At 35.6% G+C, this 24,629-nt stretch carries 20 protein-coding genes; 7 read left to right on the forward strand and 13 right to left on the reverse strand.

All coding sequences use genetic code 11. From position 1 onward, the window contains the following. Nucleotides 1–233 precede the first annotated feature (233 nt). Both HX004_RS03855 and yihA read left to right on the forward strand, forming a co-directional pair. Nucleotides 234–998 carry an alpha/beta fold hydrolase gene (locus tag HX004_RS03855; protein ID WP_286440986.1) on the forward strand — a complete coding sequence of 255 codons (765 nt, stop codon included), beginning with the start codon at nt 234–236 and terminating at the stop codon, nt 996–998. Nucleotides 999–1,002: 4 nt separating this feature from the next. Continuing rightward, entirely contained in the window at nt 1,003–1,623 is a 621-nt protein-coding gene (gene yihA, locus HX004_RS03860; protein WP_286440987.1) for a ribosome biogenesis GTP-binding protein YihA/YsxC, read from the forward strand. Nucleotides 1,624–1,657: 34 nt separating this feature from the next. Here yihA and HX004_RS03865 read toward each other — a convergent pair whose 3' ends face one another. From HX004_RS03865 to tyrS, 4 genes are all read right to left on the reverse strand, one after another. Next, nucleotides 1,658–2,317, reverse strand: a complete 660-nt coding sequence (locus HX004_RS03865; protein WP_286440988.1) for a response regulator transcription factor — start codon at nt 2,315–2,317, stop codon at nt 1,658–1,660. Nucleotides 2,318–2,443: 126 nt separating this feature from the next. Then, on the reverse strand, nt 2,444–3,961 hold the full coding sequence (locus HX004_RS03870) for a RagB/SusD family nutrient uptake outer membrane protein (RefSeq protein WP_286440989.1): 1,518 nt from the start codon (nt 3,959–3,961) through the stop codon (nt 2,444–2,446). Between the two features lie 4 nt (nt 3,962–3,965). Then, nucleotides 3,966–7,061 (reverse strand): SusC/RagA family TonB-linked outer membrane protein, encoded by a 3,096-nt coding sequence (locus HX004_RS03875; protein WP_286440990.1) that lies wholly within the window; start codon nt 7,059–7,061, stop codon nt 3,966–3,968. 425 nt (nt 7,062–7,486) lie between these two features. Further along, nucleotides 7,487–8,779, reverse strand: coding sequence for a tyrosine--tRNA ligase (gene tyrS / locus HX004_RS03880; RefSeq protein WP_286440991.1), 1,293 nt, complete (start codon nt 8,777–8,779; stop codon nt 7,487–7,489). A gap of 182 nt (nt 8,780–8,961) precedes the next feature. Between tyrS and HX004_RS03885 the strand changes: the two genes are divergently transcribed. After that, nucleotides 8,962–9,960 (forward strand): NAD-dependent epimerase/dehydratase family protein, encoded by a 999-nt coding sequence (locus HX004_RS03885; RefSeq protein ID WP_286440992.1) that lies wholly within the window; start codon nt 8,962–8,964, stop codon nt 9,958–9,960. Nucleotides 9,961–9,974: 14 nt separating this feature from the next. On the opposite strand, the gene HX004_RS03890 is transcribed toward HX004_RS03885, so the two are convergent. From HX004_RS03890 to HX004_RS03900, 3 genes are read right to left on the reverse strand one after another with little or no spacing between them, the layout of a single operon-like run. Beyond that, nucleotides 9,975–10,493 carry a DUF4296 domain-containing protein gene (locus tag HX004_RS03890; RefSeq protein WP_286440993.1) on the reverse strand — a complete coding sequence of 173 codons (519 nt, stop codon included), beginning with the start codon at nt 10,491–10,493 and terminating at the stop codon, nt 9,975–9,977. Between the two features lie 13 nt (nt 10,494–10,506). Beyond that, nucleotides 10,507–11,844, reverse strand: coding sequence for a dihydroorotase (locus HX004_RS03895; RefSeq protein ID WP_286440994.1), 1,338 nt, complete (start codon nt 11,842–11,844; stop codon nt 10,507–10,509). Continuing rightward, nucleotides 11,844–12,563 carry a polyprenol monophosphomannose synthase gene (locus HX004_RS03900; protein WP_286440995.1) on the reverse strand — a complete coding sequence of 240 codons (720 nt, stop codon included), beginning with the start codon at nt 12,561–12,563 and terminating at the stop codon, nt 11,844–11,846. The genes HX004_RS03895 and HX004_RS03900 overlap by 1 nt, the downstream gene beginning before the upstream one ends. Before the next feature lie 103 nt (nt 12,564–12,666). Between HX004_RS03900 and HX004_RS03905 the strand changes: the two genes are divergently transcribed. Both HX004_RS03905 and HX004_RS03910 read left to right on the forward strand, forming a co-directional pair. Next, nucleotides 12,667–13,338 carry a DUF4271 domain-containing protein gene (locus HX004_RS03905; protein WP_286440996.1) on the forward strand — a complete coding sequence of 224 codons (672 nt, stop codon included), beginning with the start codon at nt 12,667–12,669 and terminating at the stop codon, nt 13,336–13,338. 14 nt (nt 13,339–13,352) lie between these two features. Further along, nucleotides 13,353–14,096 (forward strand): uroporphyrinogen-III synthase, encoded by a 744-nt coding sequence (locus tag HX004_RS03910; protein WP_182647267.1) that lies wholly within the window; start codon nt 13,353–13,355, stop codon nt 14,094–14,096. Nucleotides 14,097–14,224: 128 nt separating this feature from the next. On the opposite strand, the gene pckA is transcribed toward HX004_RS03910, so the two are convergent. Further along, nucleotides 14,225–15,844 carry a phosphoenolpyruvate carboxykinase (ATP) gene (gene pckA, locus HX004_RS03915; protein WP_502888457.1) on the reverse strand — a complete coding sequence of 540 codons (1,620 nt, stop codon included), beginning with the start codon at nt 15,842–15,844 and terminating at the stop codon, nt 14,225–14,227. Nucleotides 15,845–15,911: 67 nt separating this feature from the next. Then, entirely contained in the window at nt 15,912–16,310 is a 399-nt protein-coding gene (locus HX004_RS03920) for a DUF423 domain-containing protein (RefSeq protein ID WP_286440998.1), read from the reverse strand. 420 nt (nt 16,311–16,730) lie between these two features. On the opposite strand from HX004_RS03920, the gene HX004_RS03925 reads away from it, so the two are divergent. Then, nucleotides 16,731–18,080, forward strand: a complete 1,350-nt coding sequence (locus HX004_RS03925; protein WP_286440999.1) for a saccharopine dehydrogenase family protein — start codon at nt 16,731–16,733, stop codon at nt 18,078–18,080. Between the two features lie 65 nt (nt 18,081–18,145). On the opposite strand, the gene HX004_RS03930 is transcribed toward HX004_RS03925, so the two are convergent. From HX004_RS03930 to HX004_RS03940, 3 genes are read right to left on the reverse strand one after another with little or no spacing between them, the layout of a single operon-like run. Beyond that, complete coding sequence (locus tag HX004_RS03930; RefSeq protein ID WP_286441000.1) at nt 18,146–18,985, reverse strand: hypothetical protein; 840 nt, start codon at nt 18,983–18,985, stop codon at nt 18,146–18,148. Between the two features lie 3 nt (nt 18,986–18,988). After that, on the reverse strand, nt 18,989–20,875 hold the full coding sequence (locus HX004_RS03935; protein WP_286441001.1) for a zinc-dependent metalloprotease: 1,887 nt from the start codon (nt 20,873–20,875) through the stop codon (nt 18,989–18,991). 6 nt (nt 20,876–20,881) lie between these two features. Beyond that, the gene (locus HX004_RS03940) at nt 20,882–21,772 is read right to left on the reverse strand and encodes a hypothetical protein (protein ID WP_286441002.1); all 891 of its coding nucleotides are present in this window, start codon (nt 21,770–21,772) and stop codon (nt 20,882–20,884) included. Nucleotides 21,773–21,999: 227 nt separating this feature from the next. Between HX004_RS03940 and HX004_RS03945 the strand changes: the two genes are divergently transcribed. Beyond that, complete coding sequence (locus HX004_RS03945; protein ID WP_286441003.1) at nt 22,000–22,953, forward strand: hypothetical protein; 954 nt, start codon at nt 22,000–22,002, stop codon at nt 22,951–22,953. On the opposite strand, the gene HX004_RS03950 is transcribed toward HX004_RS03945, so the two are convergent. Next, nucleotides 22,940–24,622, reverse strand: a complete 1,683-nt coding sequence (locus HX004_RS03950) for an ABC transporter ATP-binding protein (protein ID WP_286441004.1) — start codon at nt 24,620–24,622, stop codon at nt 22,940–22,942. The genes HX004_RS03945 and HX004_RS03950 overlap by 14 nt on opposite strands. Nucleotides 24,623–24,629 lie beyond the last annotated feature (7 nt).

Raw genomic sequence — 24,629 nt, forward strand, 5'->3', positions numbered from 1 at the left:
AAGAAATAGAGAGAAAACACAACAACTTCAAATCCAGGCACAACCAGAACAAGCAATACTAACACACTGATAACATGCACACTTACTCCTCTTGAAAAAAAAATTTTGTACACTTAATAAAGAGTGAGTTATTTTCTTTTTCACCCACTACCGTATTTTATCCTTTTATTACAATATTTGTCTCTATTAAAAATGTATATTTGTAAGAATTTAAAAATCGCAAGTAAGAGCTAATGGAGCGAACTTTAAAAGAAGACGGTAAATTCCGATATGTGGAAGTTGGTGAAGGAACACCAATTATCATCTTACATGGATTAATGGGAGGGCTTAGTAATTTCGATGGAGTTGCAAATTTCTTTCCTCAAAAAGGCTATAAAGTTATTATTCCTGAACTGCCTTTATACACCAATAGTATTTTAAAAACAAATGTCAAAGCCTTTGCTAAATTTGTCAAAGACTTTATTGAGCGCATTGGTTATAAAGATGTTATTTTATTGGGTAACTCACTTGGGGGGCATATCGCGTTGTATTTTGCCAAAATGTATCCTCAATATCTAAAAGCTATGGTGCTGACAGGAAGTTCGGGGCTATATGAAAGTGCTATGGGGGACAGTTATCCAAAACGAGGTGATTACGAATATATCAGAAAAAAAGCAGAAGATGTATTTTATGACCCTGCTGTAGCAACAAAAGAAATCGTAGATGATGTTTTTGCTACAGTAAATGATCGTATGAAGTTAATTAAGACTTTGACGATTGCAAAAAGTGCAATTCGACATAATATGTCCAAGGACTTACCTAAAATAAATGTTCCTACTTGTTTAATTTGGGGCAGAAATGATAAAGTAACTCCGCCAGAGGTCGCTGTAGAATTTCACGAATTACTACCTGACTCAAACCTATATTGGATTGATAAATGCGGACATGCCGCCATGATGGAACATCCAGACGAATTCAATGAACTATTAAATACGTGGTTCAACGAACGCAACATATAAAACAATGAAAATAAATACAGCAGCATTTGTAATGAGTAACTCTGATGTGAGTAAGTGCCCAAACGAGCCTTTACCAGAGTATGCATTCATCGGAAGATCCAACGTTGGGAAGTCTTCTTTAATCAATATGCTTACCAATTCAAAATCTTTAGCTAAAACGTCTTCAAGACCAGGAAAAACACAGTTAATCAACCACTTTAAAATTAATTCTAATTGGTTTTTAGTCGATTTACCTGGATATGGATATGCTAAAGTATCAAAGAAAACAAAAAGTGTTTTCCAAAAATTTATTACAGAGTACTTTGAAAAACGCAGACAATTGGTTTCTGCTTTTGTTTTGATTGACATCAGACACGAAGCACAAAAGATTGATTTGGAATTCATGGAATATTTAGGTGAAGCAGGAATTCCTTTTGGTATTATCTTTACCAAGGCGGATAAAGTGGGCAAAACCAAAATCCCTCAATTAGTAGCGGATTATAAAAAGCAACTACTAAATGGAATTTGGGAAGAAATGCCTCCTTACTTTATTACTTCTTCAGAAGACAAAACAGGACGTGATGAAGTACTGAATTACATCGATGAGATTAATCAAGACATCTTCAAAAATCCACTACCGATATAAAACAAAAAAACTGCCAAGGCAGTTTTTTTTGTATCTAAATGTAATAGTCGTTTACGGTAATAATACCCGCTCGAATGGCATATCTTGTGGCGTCGTGTACACTACTTACTTCGAGTTTTTTAAAAATATTCTTCCGATGCGTGATAACGGTATGAATACTTATATTTCGATCAGCAGCAATTTCCTTCGTCATTTTTCCAGTGGCTATTTCTTTTAAAATCTCGCGCTCTGCATTCGTCAAAATCTGATCGACTTTGAAGGCTGTTGTTTTATATGAATTAAACACCTCTTGTACGCAAGGAGCAATATAATTTTCTTTTTTGCTAATCGCAGTCAACCCTTTTTTAATTTCTTCTAAAGTTCCTTTTTGCTGTAACATATTAAATCCGTTAATGGATTTCATCTGCAGTATCTTCTTCAACCAGATTTCAGGTAATTCTTCTAACCACATCACCCATACGCTTCGCTCATAGGTGCTTTTTAACTCGTAAATAGCATCCACTTGTTGGAGCAATTGATACGTCGTTGGATTAAAAAACACACAAGCTGAGCTATTCTTTTTCAAGAACATACGAATATCTTGTACACTATGTAAATCACACCATACAATTTCTTCTTGTATCACTTGCTCTGCTATCGTTTTTATTCCCAAACGAACCAATTCTTTCTCTTCTAAAATAGCAATATGCACCATAGCTTACCTTTGTCTTACAAAATTAAGGAAATAATTTTAGGAATAAACAGCAAAAGGCTGTCGATTAGACAGCCTTTTCCACCATTACTGATTGAATAAAATAAACAACTAATGAACCACTCACTATTATAGGTTTGGATTCTCTCTCTCTTCCACGTTTGGTATTTGATATAAGTAGTAAGGACTATTTGCTACAAACGGACTTTGATCTGGAAAATTCAACGCATAATGCCCATTAGCGGTCATTATTTTCGTTTTTGTTTCCTCATTGCCATTTGCATCTCTTACCACATAAGCATACTCTACTTTATTATTTTCGTATTTTTTTCGAACTACAGCTTTTTGATTTCTAACGATGTCGACTAAAGCAAATCCTTCGCCGAATAATTCTTTTCTGCGTTCTAACCAAATAGCTTCTAATAAATCCTTTCCGGCTAAATTCGAAACTAAAGCTGCATGTCGTGCTCTTTTTACCTCATTCAATTTATTGATTGCATCTCCGTCATTTAATTGTGCTTTCGCTTCTGCATTGATTAAATAAATCTCTGAAGTACGCATCAACACCATATCCGCAAGCTGTCCTGCTTTAAACTTGAATTTGCCATAACGCATCCAAACCACAGAAGCCTTCTCTATATCTGCACTTGGATCAGGCGCCCAATTAATCATTGACTTTCTATAATCTCCATCCTCAAATAAATCTTTAAAGTAGGGATCTGCATTAAAACTATAATAATAACTATCTTTAGAAGTCACATCCAAATAATGGAATTGATAGGACGCATTGCTTTGATCAGGTGTTTGTGGATGACCCCAAATCCATTCTCGATTCGCTACATCATTAAATCCTGATTTGTATTCTGTCTCAGTCATTAAATAATCATTCTTCGCTAACAAACGATCGGAATAATCCCTTGCTTTCTCCCAATTTCTAGCATATAAATTAGCTCTAGACAGCAACCCTAATACCACACTGTAATCAATTTGGAATTTTTGTTTGCGCACATATCCTTCTGGAATTAGCACTAGTGCTTCTTCTAAATCAGCTAATGCTTGATTATACACTTCTCGTACTGTAGATCTTTTAGCGGGCTGCGTATCAACTGTAGTCGGTTTCAGATAAATTGGCACGGCTAAAGCATTGGGATCTTTGTCAATCGCAAAGGCATAAGAAGAAGCCAAATGCAAATACATAAATCCACGTAAGGCATAAGCTTGTCCTTTTATTCTTCTTTTTTCTCCTGCATCTCCTTTTGAATTATCAATATAAGCTAAGATATTATTCATATTGTTAATGGTCTTGTATGACAAATTCCAACTGTGTGTATTCGTCCCTCCTTTTCCATAAAGCGCACTGAACTGATAATGATTCCCAAAACCGTATTTATTAGTTTGCAACACAGCGTCATTCCCCATAGCATCACTGGTTCGTAAAAAGGATCCAAATCCAGGGTTTGCATAGGTATAATAGGTCTCCATTAATTGTCCCCAACTACCATTTAACACTTTTTCGCTCCCTTCTACCGTTTTAAATACTTCTTTCTCTTCCACTGCATCCGTTGGCGATGTATCTTGATCACAAGAAACAAACGCAAAGAAAAATAACAGGGCTAAGGCTTTTGTATATTGGATATAATTTTTCATCATGTTATAATTTTAAGTTTACTCCTATTGAAATCGTTTTCATCGCAGGATAACGGAAATAAGTTGTTCCATCATAGTTTTGTTCAGGATCTAGTCCTTGTTGTTTTGCCAGTGTAAATAAATTTTCTGCTTGTAAATACACCGAAGCTTGACCTATATTCACTTTCTTTAACCATTCTTGTGGGAAATTGTACGCTACTGACAAGTTTTTCAACTTTAAAAAAGAACGATCTACTAAGAATCGAGTTGAGCTATTCGTCCATACATTAGCCGTTGAAGTAGTCAATCGCGCCACATCAGCATCCGTATTTTCTGGTGTCCAACGATCTAACATATCCACACTCCAAGACGTTCCTCCTCCATTTTGCTTCATTAAACTCAACTTATCACCGTTGTATATTTTCCCACCAACAGCGTAAGAGAAGTTCGCAATCAATTGCCAATTTTTATAAGACAAGTCGGTTTGGAATCCACCTGAAAATTTCGGTAATGAGTTTCCGCTTTTCACTTTGTCTTTGTCTTTTAATTCACTGTAATTTTCCGTGATGAAACGCTCGCCATTAGCATCCGTTCCATACCATCTCGGTTTTCCTGTTTCAGGATTAACCCCTGCCCATTCAATGAGGTAAAAATCATACAATGATCCACCTTTCATCCATTTTTTAGTTCCACTGTACATTTCTTCTGTAGGAAGAGATTGAATTTTATTTTTATAAGTCGTAATATTCATTCCCAATTTCCATTTCCAATCCTCTGTTACGATTGGATATCCTTCTAGTGATAATTCCCATCCGTAATTTTTCATTTTCCCAATATTTTTTAATACTGAACCAAATCCAAGAGAAGGAGCTAGTTCCTCATTAAACAATAAATCTTTAGACGCACGTTCAAAATATTCCACCGTACCCGTTAATCGGTTATTGAAAATTCCAAAATCAAAACCTAAATTTAGGTTCATATTTGTTTCCCAACTCACATTTGGTGTTCCCAAACGAGAAGCTACTAAACCTGGATCACCTAGATTATTATAGATATCAAATAAAGCCTGGTACGCATAATATTCCACTTTATCATTTCCTTGTGCACCATAACTTGCGCGAACCATCAATTCATTCAACCACGAATCTCTATACTTCTGCATGAAATCTTCATCTATTAGACGCCACGAAGCTCCTAAAGACCAAAAGGAAGCGGTGCGATTTCCTGGAGCAAATCGAGAAGATCGATCACTGCGGTATGATCCAGATAAGTAATACTTCTTATCATATGAATACTGTAAGTTTCCAAATAAACTAAAGATATTATATTCATCTGCTTTTCCGTAGAAATCAGCCAATCGAGAGGCAGCATCTGGTTGTTCGTATCCCAACATAATCAACTGTTCTCTTGCTCCTCCAAAATAGTTTGATTTATATTGATAGAACTCTTGTCCTGCCATCACACCAATACTATTTTTATCATCTAAGTCCAAATCGTAATTCAGGACATTGTTATACGTCATTGCCGTTGTACGTGTGTTTCTCATGCTTACACCACCTCCTGTAGAACTAGATGGCCCTACTTCAGGATTCGTTACATTGTGATTATACACACTGTTGTAATCTACGTTTAACGACGTTTTAAATTTCAAATTATCTAAGAACTTCACTTGAGCATACGTACGAACAGAGGCATAATCTGTTTTATTTTCTGCCTTGTCTAAGGGAAGTGTAGCCACTAGATTGTGACGAGCATACGAGCTTGCTCTATAATTTCCAAAATCATAGATACGATTTCCTGTTTCAGGATCTAATAAATAGGCTCCTGTAGTTAAATCGCGTTCGTAAATCGGGTAAAAAGAGGGCATATTACGACCAAATCCAATCACATTGCCAATGGCACTATCATCTTGTTTGGGATAATCTTGAATCGAGTGTGAAGCGGAAGTATTCAATCCCAATTCCAACCAGTTTTTAGCATCTATTACGATATTCGATCGGAAATTGAAACGTTTAAAACCGGATTCTTTGACATACCCTTGATTGTTTAAGAAACCACCTGAAACAAAGTATCTTGTTTTGGCTCCACCTCCAGATACACGAACTGTTAAATCTGTATAATTGGCATTTTGCGATAAAGCATCAGTCCAATTGTCATTCCAAAGCGGGCGTAATCCAGCACGCAATTTTCCATCTGTCCCCACTGGTTCAGGGTTTTCCAATCCATAAGGATTAATTCCCAACGAGCTTACTAAATTTGCGGTAGCATATTGAGAAGCGGTAGCCCAATCTTCTCCAGCTGTATCCATACGCCCATTGCGCATAGCCTCCCAATACATTTCCATGTATTGATTAGTACTCATCGTTTTATAATCACTACGCGCTCGGCTTGATGTTCCGTATTTAGCCGATATATCAATTTGAGGCTCTTGATTTTTCACTCCTTTTTTGGTTGTAATCATCACAACGCCATTTGCCGCTCTAGATCCATATAAGGTTGCAGCGGTAGCATCCTTTAATACAGAAATAGATTCAATATCTGCCGGTGCAATAGTAGATAGCCCCCCTTCATAAGGCACACCATCTACTACATATAAAGGTCTACTTCCTGCATTTACTGAACCAATCCCACGGATGCGTATTTCCGCTTCCGAACCCGGTTGTCCACTTGCCGCAAAAGATTGCACCCCTGCTACCGAACCTTCTAAAACTCTTGAAACATTACTCACTTGAGATTGTCCAATCGTTTTAGCGCTAACTAATCCAACTGATCCTGTATAAGTCTTTTTATTGGCCGTACCATAAGGCACTTGAATAATGACTTCTTCTAAATTTTCGGCATGTGCCTCTAGGTAAATATTAAGTTCCGTTTGATTGGAAATTTTTACTTTTTTAGTTGTATATCCAATAAAAGAAAAGGAAAGTGTTTGATTCGGCTCCACTTTAACGGTGTAATTCCCATCAAAATCCGTGGCCACTCCTTTACCTGTTTCTACTACTGTCACACTTACTCCAGGTAAACTTCCTCCTACATCCGAGACCGTACCTTTCACTGTAAACTCTTGTGCTTGTAGCTGATAAACTCCCATCAGCACAAAAACAATTTGTAAAATTTTTTGCATAAATTGTTCCTTTGATTGCTAGCTATTTCCAGCAATACATTAATACTAAAGTGATAGATTTGAAATAATAAGGATGTTCAACATACAACATCCGAGATAAGATAATTGTTGCGCTAGCAACAACACAAGTTCACGCAGCACTTCATCGACATTGAAGAAGATACTTCCTGTAGATTAAAAGAAAGAAACGAAGTCGTTTTCGGTAAAAAAACTATTGACTGCATGATACTACTACTTTTTAAATAACGGCCTTTTGTATTTCGATAGGGAGAAAACATTCAGTGCCAATTATTTGTTTTTTGATAAGGCAAAGATAGTAGCTACAAGAACAGGAGTAAATACCACGTATATGGTAGATTTAAATGAAAAAAGGTTATCTCCATTGTTTAGAGATAACCTTTTTTATTCTATTGTACTTATATAGATTACTTTACATGTAAAATAAAGTAATTCTTTTTCCCTTTTTGAAGGAGGATAAATTGATCATTAATCAAGTCTTGTGTCGAAATCACGTATTCTTCTGTTACTTTATCGCGGTTTACTGCGATTGAATTTGCTTGCAAAGAACGACGTGCTTCCCCGTTTGATGGCATAAACCCGCTCTTTCCAGCTAAAGCTTCAATAATAGGTAAACCTGCTTCAACGTCAGCTTTTGTAATTTCTGCTTGAGGCACTCCATCAAAAACCTCTAAGAACGTTTTAGCGTCCAATTGCTTCAAGTCATCCGCAGATGAATTTCCAAACAAAATTCCAGAAGCTTTGATTGCATTTTCTAAATTTTCAGCTCCGTGAACCATTGTTGTCACTTCTTCTGCCAATCTTTTTTGTAAAACGCGTAAATGCGGTGCTTCTAGGTGTTCTTTTACAAGCGTTTCAATTTCTTCGCGCCCGATAAAAGTAAATATCTTGATGTATTTTTCAGCATCAGCATCCGATACGTTTACCCAGTATTGGTAGAATTTGTATGGTGATGTATATTCAGCAGACAACCAAATATTTCCACCTTCAGATTTACCAAACTTGGTACCATCCGCCTTTGTGATTAAAGGACAAGTCAACGCATAGGCTTTTTCGCTAATTGTACGGCGAATTAATTCTGTCCCTGTAGTAATATTCCCCCACTGATCCGAACCTCCCATTTGCAACGTAACCTGCTTTGCTTGGAATAAATGTAAAAAATCATACCCTTGTAACAGCTGATAACAAAACTCTGTAAAAGACATTCCATCTTGGAATTCACCATTTAGGCGTTTTTTCACAGAATCTTTTGCCATCATATAGTTCACAGTAATGTGTTTACCTACTGTTCTAATGAATTCTAAGAAAGAAAAATCTTTCATCCAGTCGTAGTTGTTCACTAATTCGGCTGCATTTCCTGCACCTGAATTAAAATCTAAAAAGCGTTCTAGCTGAGCTTTGATCGCATTTTGATTGTGACGTAAAGCTTCTTCTGACAATAGATTACGTTCATTTGATTTTCCAGATGGATCACCTACCATTCCTGTAGCACCACCAATTAAAGCAATTGGTTTGTGTCCTGCCATTTGAAAATGCTTTAAAAGCATTACACCTACTAAATGTCCAATATGCAATGAATCCGCTGTTGGGTCAATTCCCACATACGCCACACGCATCTGCTCCAACAAATGTTCTTCAGTGCCTGGCATAACGTCGTGGAGCATTCCTCTCCAAGTCACTTCTTCAATAAAATTTTTCATTTAATTATATTTTATGCAAAGATAGTTCAATTCCTTACGCTATTAGAACTTTTTTTGGTTACTTCTTTATTTTTATCGCTTTCAGAGGGTTCAAAACAATCCACTGAAAATACGGGCGTTACTTTCAAACTTTTAGTTCAATTCTTTCACTTTCTAAAACATAACCTTTACATTTGTTCATTATGATATTAGTCACTGGTGCAACAGGCTTAGTTGGAAGCCATCTTCTTTTACACCTTCTACAACAAGAAGAAGGTAGTGTGCGTGCTATTTACCGAAATACACAAAGTATAAATAAGACCAAACAGGTATTTGAGCTCTACCATGCATTAGCGTTATTTGAACAGATTCAGTGGCAACAAGCGGATCTTTTAGATTTACCCGCCTTAGAAAAAGCCTTTGAAGGAGTGACGCGTGTATATCACTGCGCCGCTATGATTTCTTTTGATCCCAAAGATGAACACTTGATGCGCAAAACCAATATTGAAGGAACCGCTAATATCGTAAACCTTTGTATCGCCTATCAGATTGCAAAATTATGCCATGTTAGTTCCATTGCTGCTTTAGGCGAATCCCTTCACCCTTCTACCCCCATTACGGAAAAAACAGAATGGAATCCGGAATTGTATCACAGTGATTATGCATTGAGCAAGTTCGGTGGTGAAATGGAAGTTTGGCGAGGTACACAAGAAGGACTTGACGTGATCATTGTCAATCCTGGAGTAATTTTTGGACGTGGTTTTTACCGAGAAGGCAGCAGTGAACTCTTGTATAAAGTACATCAAGGATTTCCTTTTTACACTTCGGGAACTACAGCTGTGGTATCTGTTGAGGATGTCGTATCTTGCATGATTCGCCTCATGCGTAGCAACCACAAAAATGAACGTTATATTCTGGTTTCTGACAATTTAGACAATCGCGAACTTTTGCATTTTATTGCAGCTTTACTCCACAAAAAGCCAGCTAGCTTTGAAATTGGACGATTTGGTCTTGCCCTAGCCTGGCGTTTAGATGCCTTTATTTCTGTACTAACCAGAAAAAAAAGAAGCTTTACACGTGCTATTGCGAAAGCTTCTTTAAGTCGTTTTAACTATGATACATCAAAAGTTGAGCAAACACTGTCTTTTCAATTTATCTCTTATCGAGATTTTTTAACCGAGCTAAGTAAAAGTTTTAAATAAAAAATTTATCTTTTTTACATTTCAATTTGCTCTTGCAAACGCTTTTTCATTTTAGGGCTTATCTCTTTGATTTTACTCTGATTTACTGCCTTATTTTTTACTGCAGGCTTCGATTCCTCCTCGTATAAAACTTCTTGAATAGGAAGAGAATCAGTAGCTACATGAATAGGTTGTAATTCTATTTCTTTTTTAGGCAATAGCGAATCAATTCGTTCTTTTTCTTTTTTAAGTCGATCCATTACGCGATTTTGCATATCCAAATACACTCCTTTTTTCAACATCACATAGTATCGATTATTTGTTGTAAAAGTCAAACTGTCAATCTGATATTTTTCAAACACATCGTTTACCTGTATTGTTTTTACTGTATCTGTGGCAAATGAATTTGTTGCTTGCATACCATACAACAGCGCCATATCATATAGAATATCCTCCATTTTTGATTGTTCGATAAATGGATTGGGCTTGTTCATATCCTTTTGACAAGACAACAACAACAAAGCCACACAAAAAATCACAACTACTTGTTTCATTTCTATAAATCTACTAACGTTCGAAAAGCAATCTTTGCCCACAGCGAATCTCTTTTACTTCTTCATTTTCATAAACCAAACATCCGTTGACAAACGTATGCGTTACTTTAGATGAAAATGTTTCTCCTTCAAATGGAGACCACCCACATTTATACAAGATATTATCTGCATTCACTTCCCAACTGCTATTCGGATCAATGACAACAATATCGGCGTGATATCCTTCTTTCAAAAACCCTCTTTTTTCGATTTGGAATAAAATAGCAGGATTGTGTGCTGTTTTTTCGACAATTTTTTCAACGGTAATACGCCCTTGTTTTTTTGCCTCAAATAAGGAAACTAAAGCGTGCTGAACCAACGGTCCTCCAGAAGGTGCTTGCGTATACGTTTTTGCTTTTTCCTCCTTGGTATGAGGAGCATGATCTGTTGCAATAACATCAATACGACCATCTAACAAAGCCTCCCAAAGTTTTTCTCTGTCACTTTCTTTTTTTACAGCAGGATTCCACTTAATTAAATTTCCTTTTGTTTCGTAGTCCTTATCTGTAAACCACAAATGATGTACACAAACCTCAGCTGTTATTTTTTTATCTTTCAACGGAATATCATTGCGGAATAGCTCCGTTTCTTTTCCTGTAGACACGTGAAACACGTGTAATCTCGCTCCCGTTTTCTTTGCCAATTCAATTGCCTTTGACGAAGAGAGATAACAAGCTTCTTCGCTGCGAATAACAGGGTGACATTGTACCGGAATATCTTCTCCGTATTGTTCTTTGTGTCGTTGTAAATTCGCCTGAATTGTTCCTTCATCTTCTGCGTGAACAGCAATTAACATAGAGGTACTTGAAAATATCTTCTCTAATACTTCTTGGCGATCCACTAGCATGTTTCCCGTTGAAGAACCTAAAAACAATTTAATTCCCGCAACATTACGTGGATTTGTCTGTAGTAATTCTTCTAAATTATCATTGGTTCCCCCCATCATAAACGAGTAATTCGCATAGGATTTAGAAGAAGCTATTTCATATTTTTGTTCTAATAATTCTTGAGTAACCGCATTGGGAACTGTATTAGGTTGTTCAATGAAAGAAGTAATTCCTCCAGCAACAGCCGCTCTTGATTCTGAAGCAATATCTCCTTTATGTGTCAATCCCGGTTCGCGAAAATGCACTTGATCATCAATCATTCCTGGAATCACATATTTACCTGTTGCATCAATCACTTGCATATCCACTGTGGCTTCAATATTAGAAGCTATACGTGCAATTTTCCCCTCTTGAACCAGGATATCTCCCTTTTGCACGATACCTTCATTCACAAGGTTTCCGTTTTTAATTAAGTAGTTACTCATTATAGTTTGTTTAGTAGTTTTCTAATTTTTAGATTCATCACTCCAAAAATTGCTTCTTTGATAATGCCTTTTGACATTTTAGACTCTCCTCGAGTTCGATCTGTAAAAATAATTGGTACTTCCGTAATTGGAAATTGCTTGACATAGACTCTATACTTCATTTCAATCTGAAAGGCATATCCCACAAATCGAATTTTATCTAAATCAATACATTCTAATACCTCTTTTGCATAACAAACAAAACCAGCTGTAGTGTCTTTAACTGGCATTCGCGTAATCCAACGCACATAAATAGAAGCTCCATAAGAAAGTAATACGCGATTTAACGGCCAATTAACAACATTGACTCCCGTTACGTATCTCGATCCAATAACCATACCTCCCTGTGCCTTACAACTCGCCAACAATCGACTTAAATCGGTAGGATTGTGAGAAAAATCGGCATCCATTTCAAAGATATAGGGATAATCCCGTTGAAGCGCCCATTTAAATCCATCTACATAAGCCGTTCCCAATCCATTTTTACCACTTCTTTTAAGCAAATGCAAGCTATTGTATTTTTTTTGCAATTGTTCTACAACCGCCGCTGTGCCGTCAGGAGAGTTATCGTCTACAATAAGCACGTGAAAACACTCGGGTAATTCGAGTACAGCCTCAATAATTTGCGTTATATTTTCGATCTCATTGTAGGTAGGAATAATAACTAGTCCTGCGTTCATTGTCTTTACTTTGGATACAAAAATAACCTTTTTATAGAAAGTTCTCCCTTAAATAATTAACAAAGTAATACAAATACATTTTTTTGCTAATTTTGCAAATGATATGGACAACCTACTATTAACTGAACGAATTGTTGCCAATAAGGATTGGGCTACCCTACTATTTTTTGTGGGCTTTTCCATCATTGCTATTAATAGAACTGTTTTTAGTGTTCGATTTGCTGAATTTACGCGTTTGGCTATCTCAGATAAGTATTTAAAGATATACAAAGACAATACAAATCTGCGCAATAGTTTTACGCTTTCCTTTTTGACCATCCAATTATTGTCTATCACCTTCTTCTTACAAATCGCAGCGAGATCTTTTGGATTTATTGATCAATATACTTTATTATCGTTTATTCAAATTTTGAATTTTACTTGTTTTTTTGTCATTGGAAAATATTTAATTGATAAGATTATTGGCATCACCTTTGAGATAGAAGACTTTGTAGACCATTTTAATTTGCAAAAAGCCACCTATCGAAATTACATCGGAATGTATCTTTTGGGTATTGACTTGCTCTTATTTTACAACGATATAGTCAATCAATTCGCGATTAGCCTACTGGGAATTACGTTAATCTTAACAAATCTCGGTTTATACGTTATATTTATAAAAAACAATCGAAAAACGATATTAAATAAGTTGTTCTATTTTATTTTGTATCTTTGCACCCTTGAAATAGCTCCTTATTTTATAATATACTTTGCATTTAAAAACTTTAGAGCCTAAATAAGAATTAAACTATGAAAGTGAAAACAATTTTGGTTTCTCAGCCAGAACCTAAAGTAGAAAACTCACCATACTTTGAGATCGAACAAAAGTATAAAGTAAAAATTGACTTTAGGCCTTTTATACACGTTGAAGGTGTACCTGCTAAGGACGTAAGACAACAGAAAATCGATTTAAACAACTTTACAGCCGTTATTTTAACGAGTAGAAACTCGGTAGACCACTTCTTTCGCGTTGCAGAAGAAATGCGCTATAAAGTACCTGAAACACTAAAATATTTCTGTCAATCTGAAGCCATCGCTTTTTATCTACAAAAATACGTGGTTTACCGCAAGAGAAAGATTTATGTAGGTCAGAAAGATTTCGCTGATTTAGCTCCTTTAATCAAAAAATACAAGGACGAAAAATTCTTATTATCAGCTTCCGATCAATTAAACGCAGAAGTACCTACTATTTTAGGAGAATTGAAGGTAGATTGGACTGCAGGAACATTTTACAGAACGGTAATGAGTGATTTATCAGATTTAGCCGATGTAAAATACGATGTTTTAGCTTTCTTTAGTCCAACGGGAATCAAATCATTATTCATGAATTTCCCTGATTTCTCTCAAGACAATACTCGAATTGCAGTATTTGGTACAACAACGCAAAAAGAAGCCTTAGATCACGATTTACGCGTGGATATCATGGCTCCTTCACCAGAAGCACCATCGATGACGATGGCTCTTGAAAAATACATTCAGAAAGTAAATAAATAGTTATAAAAAAAGCCTTCCTAGTGGAAGGCTTTTTTAGTTATGAGTTATCAGTTATGAGTTATCAGATAACAGTTAACTCATAACTCATAACCAAAAAAAAAGAGAGCTTTTAGCTCTCTTTTTTTGTATTACAACTGTGGTCCTGCTTCAACTAAAGCTTTTCCAGCATCGTTATTCGTGTATAAATTGAAGTTTTTGATGAATAAAGCAGCTAAGTCTTTTGCTTTATCTTCCCATTCTTTTGCATCACCATACGTATTGCGAGGATCTAAGATATTGGTATCAACCCCTTCCAAAGCTGTTGGTACAACAAAATTATAGATAGGAACAATTTTTGTCTCTGCATTCTCGATAGAACCATCTAAGATTCTGTCAATGATTGCACGAGTATCCTTAATAGAGATACGTTTTCCTGTACCATTCCAACCTGTATTTACCATATAGGCAGTAGCATTGTGCTCTTCCATTTTCTTCACTAACTCTTCACCGTATTTTGTTGGATGTAAAGACAAGAATGCTTTACCAAAACAAGCGGAAAAAGTAGGTTCTGGTTGAGTTACTCCTCTTTCAGTACCTGCTAATTTAGCCGTAAATCCAGACAAGAAGTAGTATTTTGTTTGTTCTGGTGTCAATTTAGAAACTGGAGGCATTACTCCAAAAGCATCTGCTGTTAAGAAGATTACTTTTGTAGCATGTCCTGCTTTAGAAACTGGCTTAACAATATTTTCAATATGATCAATTGGGTAAGAAACACGAGTGTTTTGTGTCACAGAACCATCGTTAAAATCGATAACTCCGTTAGCATCAACCGTTACGTTTTCCAATAAAGCATCACGGCGAATCGCACCATAAATATCTGGTTCGTTTTCTTTGCTTAAGCTAATGGTTTTAGCATAACAACCTCCTTCGAAATTGAATACTCCTTCATCATCCCATCCGTGCTCATCATCCCCAATTAACTCGCGTTTTGGATCCGTTGACAATGTTGTTTTTCCTGTTCCAGATAATCCGAAGAATACAGCTACATCACCATCTTTACCTTTGTTAGCAGAACAGTGCATTGATGCCATTCCCTTCAATGGTAAATAGTAATTCATCATCGAGAACAATCCTTTTTTCATTTCACCTCCGTACCAAGTACCACCGATGATTTGAACTTTCTCGGTTAAATTGAATGCAATATATACTTCTGAATTTAATCCGTATGCTTTGTAATCTTTAAAAGTCGTTTTAGAACCATTCATTACCACGAAATCAGGCTCACCGAAGTTTGCTAATTCCTCTTCTGTAGGACGGATGAACATGTTTTTCACGAAATGTGCTTGCCATGCTACTTCCATAATGAATCTTACTTTTAAGCGCGTATTTTCATTCGCACCACAGAAAGCGTCAACAACATAAAGTTTTTTTCCTGACAATTCATTTACTGTAGTCGCTTTTAAAGCTTCCCACGTTTTTTGGTCAATTGGCTTATTGTCATTTGGCGATTCTGGAGAATTCCACCATACGGTATTCTCAGTAACTGAGTCCTTTACGATATATTTATCTTTTGGAGAACGACCAGTGAACTCACCTGTCATAACATTTACAGCTCCTAATTCAGTTACTTGTCCTTTTTCAAAACCCTGTAGGTCAGACTTAATTTCTTCATTATATAAAAGATCGTAGGAAGGATTATATACAATCTCTACAACATCTTTAATACCATATTTTTCAAGTGAAATTGATTGCGTATTAGCCATTTTCATTATGTTATGTTGTCTTTTTAATTAATATGCAAACTTAGAAATAAATTTAATATAACGATACACAAAACTAGATTTTCGTGCTTTTTCCTATTTTAAGGGTCTGAATTGCAGCATACACCCAGGCTATAATCATGAAAACACCTCCTATAGGAGTCACTGGACCTAAGAATTTTACATTAAATCCAGACAAACCATTGAAGGTAAGGAGATAAATTGACCCTGAGAATAGAGTCACACCGATCAAAGTCAAGATAAACAACCTCTTTTTCACTGCATCAGAGAAGAAAGAAGAAAGACCTACAAACAATAAAAAGAAAACGTGATACATCTGATAGCGAACACCAACTTCATAGGAAGCGACAGCCGTTTCACTTACAATCTTTTTTAGTCCATGTGCTCCAAAAGCCCCCAAAATAATACCTAAAGCACCTAATAATGTTGCCGTTATAATAATTTTTCGTCCCATTTATTTTTCCTCCGAAGATACAACTTATCCACTAAACCCCCTAAGTGATTCCCTAAAAATAATTGTACACACCACATACCGAGGCAGTTATTCAATACTCTCAAACTGAGATTTCTATATTATATTAATCTCTTTTTTCCATATTTTTTAGTTTTTTACCAAACAAAAAAAATTCTACTCCCCCCTACTTCCACTCTAGTTAAGATTCATTAAAAGTCATTTTTCATTTCTTTGTTGATTTTTCACCAAGAAAAATCAAACCTCAAATACCTAAAATTCTCTTTGAAATGTTTAGCCTCAAAAAAGGTGTTATTTAATTCTTGTTCTAGATACTATAAAACTTTTTTTAGCAAATATTTTATCTCAATCATTATATAATTCCTTACTTTCGTAACTCGTAAAACAACCAAAAACAAAATAATGAAAGAAATATTAATCGTAGGCGCTGGCCGTTCTGCCTCTTCACTTATTAAGTATTTACTTGAAAAATCTACGACAGAAAACCTTCATTTAACCATTTGCGATTTATCTCTGGCATTAGCAGAGAAAAAAGCAATGGGACATCCGAATGCCACGGCAAAGGAATTTGATTTATTTAATACAGCACAAAGACAAGAATTGGTTCAACAAGCTGATATTGTCATTTCAATGTTACCTGCAGCTTTGCACATTGAATTGGCAAAAGACTGTATCCGCTTTAAGAAACACTTAGCAACCGCTTCCTATATCAGCCCTGCAATGGCTGCGTTAGATGAAGAAGTGAAAGCAAACAACTTGGTATTCATGAACGAAATCGGATTAGATCCAGGAATCGACCACATGAGTGCCATGAAAATTATTCACGAGGTAAAAGCTAAAGGAGGAAAAGTAATTTCTTTTGAATCTTTCTGTGGAGGATTAATGGCTCCAGAATCAGACACCAATTTATGGAACTATAAATTTACTTGGAATCCGCGTAACGTGGTTTTAGCAGGGCAAGGTGGTGCTGCTAAATTTATCCAAGAAGGACAATACAAATACATTCCATATAATAAAGTTTTCAGACGTACTGAATTCTTAAATGTAGAGGGATATGGCAAGTTCGAAGCATATGCCAACCGCGATTCCTTGAAATACCAAAGTGTGTATGGCTTAGACGACGCAAAAACAATCTTTAGAGGAACGATTCGCCGTGTGGGATATTCTAGAGCATGGAATTTATTTGTTGAATTGGGAATTACAGATGATACTTATGTAATTGACAACTCAGAAACCATGTCTTACCGTGAATTCATCAACCTTTATTTACCATACCACCCAACAGATACAGTTGAAACGAAATTGAGATTGGCGTTGAACATCGATCAAGATGATATTGTGTGGGAAAAATTATTGGAGTTAGATTTATTCAACCCAGATAAAATCATTGGACTGAAAAATGCTACTCCGGCACAAATCCTAGAAAAAATCTTAGCCGATAGCTGGACATTAGAGCCGGAAGATAAAGATATGATTGTGATGTACCACAAGATTGGTTACGAATTAAACGGAGAGAAAAGACAAATTGACTCGACGATGATTTGTATTGGTGATGATCAAACGTATACAGCCATGGCTAAAACAGTTGGATTACCACTAGCCATTGCAGCCTTAAAGATAATCAAAGGCATCATCAGTACACCAGGGGTACAAATGCCAATTGAAGAAGAGGTGTATGCTCCAATTCTAAAAGAACTAGAAGAAAACGGCATCGTTTTCGACGAAAAAGAAGTAGAATATCAAGGATTCTAATCAATAAAAAAAGGTCTAAAGCAATGCTTTAGACCTTTTTTTATTACTTCGTTTTACTCGAGATTTTATTCCATGCGATCAAATTTAAGTACATCACCATCAAAGTGAGATAAAATCAGTTCCTCAGGTGTAACGCGAACAACATATTGCCCCATATTCTCAATGGCTAATATCTCCTGGTTGTTCCACAAAAAATCATATTGATAGTTGTAATTAACAATACTCGATTGAATATATCGATCAAAATAATCTCCTTTTTTCTCAGCAGAGCTATTGTAAATCACAACTTTATTGCTCATTGTAAAATCGTATCTCACAACTTCCTTTACGTTAAATACTCTTGAGGTTCCTTTAAAAGCTTGAATACTTCTCAATTGCCATTTTCCAATAACCAATAACTTATCTTTATCGGAAATTGTAGGATACGCCATTCCACCTAACATTCTTTTAAACGCAAATATTTCTCCGGCATCATTAAATAAAATCAATTCTTTATCTGTCACTTTGAGATCAAAAGCCATTGAATTAAAAGATGAATTAATATATAGTTTCTCTCTCTTATCCTCCTTTTCATCCCATTGCTTGACATAATCAAACAAATGAGTCAACTCACCTGTTCTAGTTAAGGCAGCTGTTTGCTCCATCGTTTCAACAATTTTATTTGATTGATTATAAACCTTTAACTTTTCTTCTGGTAAAAAAGAATACGTAATCAAGACACCTGAGTCAAACAAATTTAGTTGTTCTCCTTGTGGGTTTGAATACTGAACCAATTGCCAATTGCCTAATAAAAGCTTCTTTTGCTCCGCGGTAATTTTCTTGTAAGAGGGTACAGCCGTATCGTCAGTGTTACAAGAGGTAAACACAACAAAAAGTAATAGTACGTAAGGGAATAGTTTTTTCATTATTTATTTTTTCATTATTTTTTGACTGTTACTGGTTCCGTCTTCCATCGTAAATCGAATCAAATACAATCCTTTTTTCAAATGGGAAAGGTTCACTTTAAACTCTTCCTGGTGGTTTACTTTGGCACTACTACTTGTTTGTCCAATTTCATTAAATAACTCCCAGTACACAATAGCTTGATTGGACGTTACGGTAACTTGATCGGAAGTTGGGTTGGGGTATATTTGTATAATAGATTGATTTTCTTCATTTGTTCCTTGATCTTCTGTAAAACTTACTGCAACGCTTGTTGCTCTTGCATTTCCAGCACATGGAAGCACTTTCCCTAAAAACACAGCACCTTCAGTTGCCTTAAATCCATTTTTTAATAGAACTGAATTACCTAAATAAACGGCCATTCCGCCTGGTTCAATAAGATTAGTTGCTGTAACAGTATTAGAAGCTTGCTTTAAATCATAAATTAGATTTGATACTGTTGAAGTAACCGCAATATTTTCCATACAATTAATTGAACAATCTTTTAAACATGTAGAAAGCCAATCATTAGATGAACGAGCAACTACCGCTCTCATACGATTCCCCGGTTGTGGTCCAAATCCCTCGCTAAAACTTACTCCTGGACTTCCATAAAAACCTTGATCACAATAGCTCATGATTGTTCCTCCTTGCGCAGGTAAAATAGGGTTATTAGCCTCATAACAATTATATCCTTCAGTATTACTATAAAGTTCTCCGTAATAATCAAAATAAGCCGTACCACAATTATCTATAGCTGAATTATTTCCATTCCATTCACAAGCATGTGTATGATGAGAACCAAAAATATGTCCTAGCTCATGAGAGATGACACTAACTGGTCTAGAAAAAACAGGTACCAAATTTACATTTCCCAATATACCAGAGACACCAACTTTCCACGATTTGCTTCTACATAACGTTGAATTATAAGGAGTACGATATGCTATTCCTCCATTTGTCCTTTTGGTAAACAACATACTAATATTTCCAGAAAAATTTCCAGAGAGATAAGATCGATAGGAATCCAGTTGTCCCCCACTAGCGGGATCTAGAGTAGCAAAAGGGTCTGGCGAGGTCCAAATCCTTATATTAGAAATTCCAATACGGATTCCTTCATTTTGATAGAGAAGTGCTACTTGATTAAAAAGAGTTGCCATATAACTTTCAGTACGCAAAAAATTATACTGATTAAACGTATATACATCATAAGCTACATCTAATTGTATTTTTACACAATTAGGCAGTAATTCTTTCCCATTTAAAGTATTAGCAGTCATATCCTTAATAGATGCTATTGCTTTCTCTTCTTTTAATTCAACTTCTTCACAGGTCCAATCAGACTCTTTAATTAAATTACTATCTTTATAAAATATCACTCCTTTTTTGGAAATCGTTCCAATATTAAAATTACCATACTTATTAGATATTACTCCTCCTATTCCATCTTCAAAAAAACTAATCGCTACTAAACTCCTCGAATCATCTTTTACCACTCCTCGATAATGTTTAATGCTTCGATTTGATGAAATAATTTTTCCTTTATCCGTAACCACTTCATAGTCATAGAAACTATCATCCACGGCTACTAATTCTAAGGTTATGGTTTGATTGTGTAACGGTAGGTCCAAACTAAACGAGCGTTCTTTATGTGAAATTGCTTTGGCATCAAACTGAAAAAAATCAACTTCTTTGCTGTTTCTAAACTCTTTCGCTACAGCAGGATCTAATTTATCAGGCTTAAAAGCCCCGTGAACGGGAGTGAATTTTTCTCCGTTCAACTTTTCATTTTGTATCTGTTGGTAAATTAAATTCTCTTGACCTAGAGCAGATAATCCCAAACACCATACAAAGAGTATGAATATTTTTCTCATCTAAATCTAGTTTTTTTGATTAACTGCTGCCTTAACTTCTTGTAGTTGTTTATTCAATTCAATGATATACAAGGTTAATTCTTCAATTTTCTCTTGTTGTTTTTTAATCATATCACTGACATGCAAACCGCCACTTTCCACTTCAGTTGCTGAAGGAATATTAATTAAATGCCCTTTTTCACTAATATGACGTTCTACTTCCTCTATTGTTGGTAAAACATAAGCCTCTTCAAAAACATAATCCGGCCATCCTGTTAGATCAATTCGAACTTCTTTGGCATGCACATCTCCATTAACTGCCAATTTTGCATCTGGTGATTCTGTACCAATTCCAATATTTCCATTATTGTCGATGAAGAATTTGGTAGAAGCATAAGTTTCATTTGGAGCCGTTGTTGTAAATTTAAAATTGTTCAAACTGTTCTTATTCTCATTAGCAAAGATGTAAGAATTGGCATACATATTTGATTTTAAAATCAAATCTCCTTTTTTAGCAATATTAGAGTAATTTTGATTAGCAATAGCAATACCTAAGGTAAATATGGTACCATTTTGTCTATCCTCGGCAAGCATCATAAAAGGATAATTATTGGTTTGAATCTTTAACGAACCATCTGATAGTATTTTTGATCTATTTTGTCCATCTATAGCAAAATCCCATACCTTCCCTATTTCCAATTTTCCTCCATCAATCCAAACATCTCCATCATGATTTTCTCTACCTAACTCATAAACATCAGGCTTTTTAATATGTAAGGATTTCTTAGGAGCACTAATTCCAACCCCTACTTTTCCATATACAGGCAATCGATTATCAGTTGATACAGGTACTAAAATTTGTGCCCAAGTAAAAGAACTAAAACACAAAAACAAGCCGCAAAATAGTTTTTTCTTCATAATATTACATTTTAAATTCGGAACTTAAAATTAACCTATTTTAACTTAAATTAAAAATGAAATGTTATAATTTAAAATATATTATATTTTCTTTACTATTTATTTTAATTAACTATCTATACTTACTTAAATATGGAACAAAGTATAATCTACCTCTTCTACCCCTATTCCTTGGTTTCACAGTCATTCAAGTATTTTTTTTAGGTGGAAAGGCGATTATTTATAAGTTGCTGTCAAAATTAAATAGCTTTATTTATATCCTCTTCGTTTGCATTATACTTGGAGGAATTCTGTTTCTTACCAAATATGTAGATCGTTATGCTTTAAATGTAGATCGATGGTCTGCTATGGAAGTAGCCATTCGGGCGATATTTACAGGTGAATATCCCTATACCGCTATTGATCATTTAGGTGGAAGAACCTCTAATTTCCCAGGTTTACTAGTATTGGGAATTCCTTTCTATCTGTTAGGAGATGTGGGATATTTTCAGGCTTTCTCTTTTCTATTACTCGCCTTTACTCTTTATAAAGTATTTGAGCGTCAACAAGCGTTTTATAGTCTCTTACTCTTAGGCCTATCTATTCCTTTTTGGTACGAAATGGCAGTGATTAGCGATTTCATGTCCAATATGATTATTGTACTTTGTTTTATTATGCTCTGGAACCACTATTTCAAAAATGAAATCTATAAAAAAGAAATTGGTTTAGCTATTGGTATCAGTATTTTAATCCTAACGAGAGGTTTTACTTATATTCCCCTTGCCTTATATTTCTTTGCTCCTTTCTGCAAATTGAAAATCAAAAAACAACTGCGATTCTCCGTTAGCTTTCTTGCTACATCAATTCTACTCATCCTATTTGTGTTTTATACAGTTCCCGATTTAGAAACTTTAAAAGAATACAATCCTCTTGTATTACAAACGTCGTATACTTCAATCTACAATATACTATTTGTCTTTTTAGTGCCTTTAGTTTTGAGTTTTTATATCAAGAAATTTAATGATGATTTTTTCTTTTATACTTTACTTATTACAGGAACTTTGAGCATAACCTTGTTTATTCAATTTTGGAATCGCGTCGGTTTTAATGAACTGCTACACAACAGTGTATTTGATCTTGCCTATCTCGCCTACATCTTTCCTCTATTGTGGATTTTATTAAGCAAACCTACTCCAAAATAGAAGCAATCAACTTTTTCGTATAAGCGGTTTTCGGATTAGCATATAAAGCATCAGCCTCTCCTTTTTCTTCGATTTTTCCTTTATTCATCACCATCACTTGGTCTGACATATACTTTACGACAGCCAAATCATGAGAAATAAAAATATAGGTAAATTGATATTGTTCTTTCAATTCGTTTAATAAATTGAGTACTTGAGCTTGAACGGAAATATCCAAAGCAGAAACAGATTCGTCACAGATAATTAATTTGGGATGAACAGCAATCGTACGTGCAATTCCAATACGCTGACGTTGTCCGCCAGAAAACTCATGCGGATAACGATCAAAAGCATCTTCGGTTAACCCTACTTGTTGCAAAAGTTCGAGTACTTTTTGTTTCTTTTCTTTTTTATTGCCAAATAAACCATGTACAATCATGGGTTCCATGATGGCCTGCCCTACCGTTAATTTGGGATTTAAAGAAGAAAAGGGGTCTTGAAAGATAATCTGAATATCTTTTCTCAGTGCTCTTAGCGCTTTTCCTTTCAGTTTGGTAATATCCGTACCCTGATAAAAAATAGCCCCAGATGTAGCAGGATCTAATTGTAAAATGGCATTCCCTAAGGTTGATTTTCCGCATCCACTTTCTCCTACTAAGCCCAAGGTTTCTCCTTCATATACCTCAAAGTTAATCTGATCTAAAGCCCGAAAGGTTTTCTTGCCCCATAAACCAACCGTAGAAATATAATCTTTAGCGACCTCTTTCACTACCAAAAGTGGTGTTTGTGTATATAATTTGGCGTGTTGTGCTTGCCGTACTTCTTGAGTAATAATTTCAGAAGGCACTTGATTTTCAACAAAATCTTGAATCGTAGGTAAGCGCTCCAATCGAACTTGGCCTGAAGGGCGTGCAGCCAAAAGGGCTTGAGTATAACGTTCTTGAGGTTGATTAAAAACAGCCGAAGCAGGTCCTTTTTCAACCACTTGTCCACGATACATCACCATGACCTCATCCGCAATACTCGAAACCAATCCCAAATCGTGAGAAATGAAAATCATCGCCATTTGTGTTTCTGCTTGTAGTGCTTTTAATAACTGTATAATCTCCTTTTGAACCGTTACATCCAAAGCCGTTGTCGGTTCATCTGCGATCAGTAAAGTGGGTTTACACGCGATAGCCATTGCAATGACTACCCGTTGTTTTTGTCCTCCTGATAATTCATGAGGATATTTGTGATAAGCTTCCTCCGGAGAGGGTAACTTCACTTGTTCAAATAATTCAATCACGCGATTCTTCAGTGCTTTTCCCTTTAATGTGGTGTGCAACACAAGCATTTCTTCTACCTGAGTTCCACAGCGCATGGAGGGATTCAACGCACTCATCGGTTCTTGAAAAATCATGGCGATTTTATTACCGCGTATTTGGCGGTATTCTTTTTCCGTATAGGAGGTTAGATCCGTTCCTTCAAAACAAATCTTCCCTTTGATCTGACTTTTATCTTGTGGAAGTAAGCGCATAAGCGCCAAAGAACTCACCGACTTACCTGATCCTGATTCTCCTACAACACCCAAAATTTGATTGGTGTGAAGTTCAAAAGAAACGCCTTGTACAATAGCCTTCCAATCCTTGTTTTGCTTAAAACTAACTTGGAGATTCTCAACAATAAGTAAGGGTTTTTGTGCTGACATAAATCGG

Origin of the sequence: Myroides sp. 1354 (assembly GCF_030324495.1) — a bacterium.
GTDB lineage: Bacteria > Bacteroidota > Bacteroidia > Flavobacteriales > Flavobacteriaceae > Flavobacterium.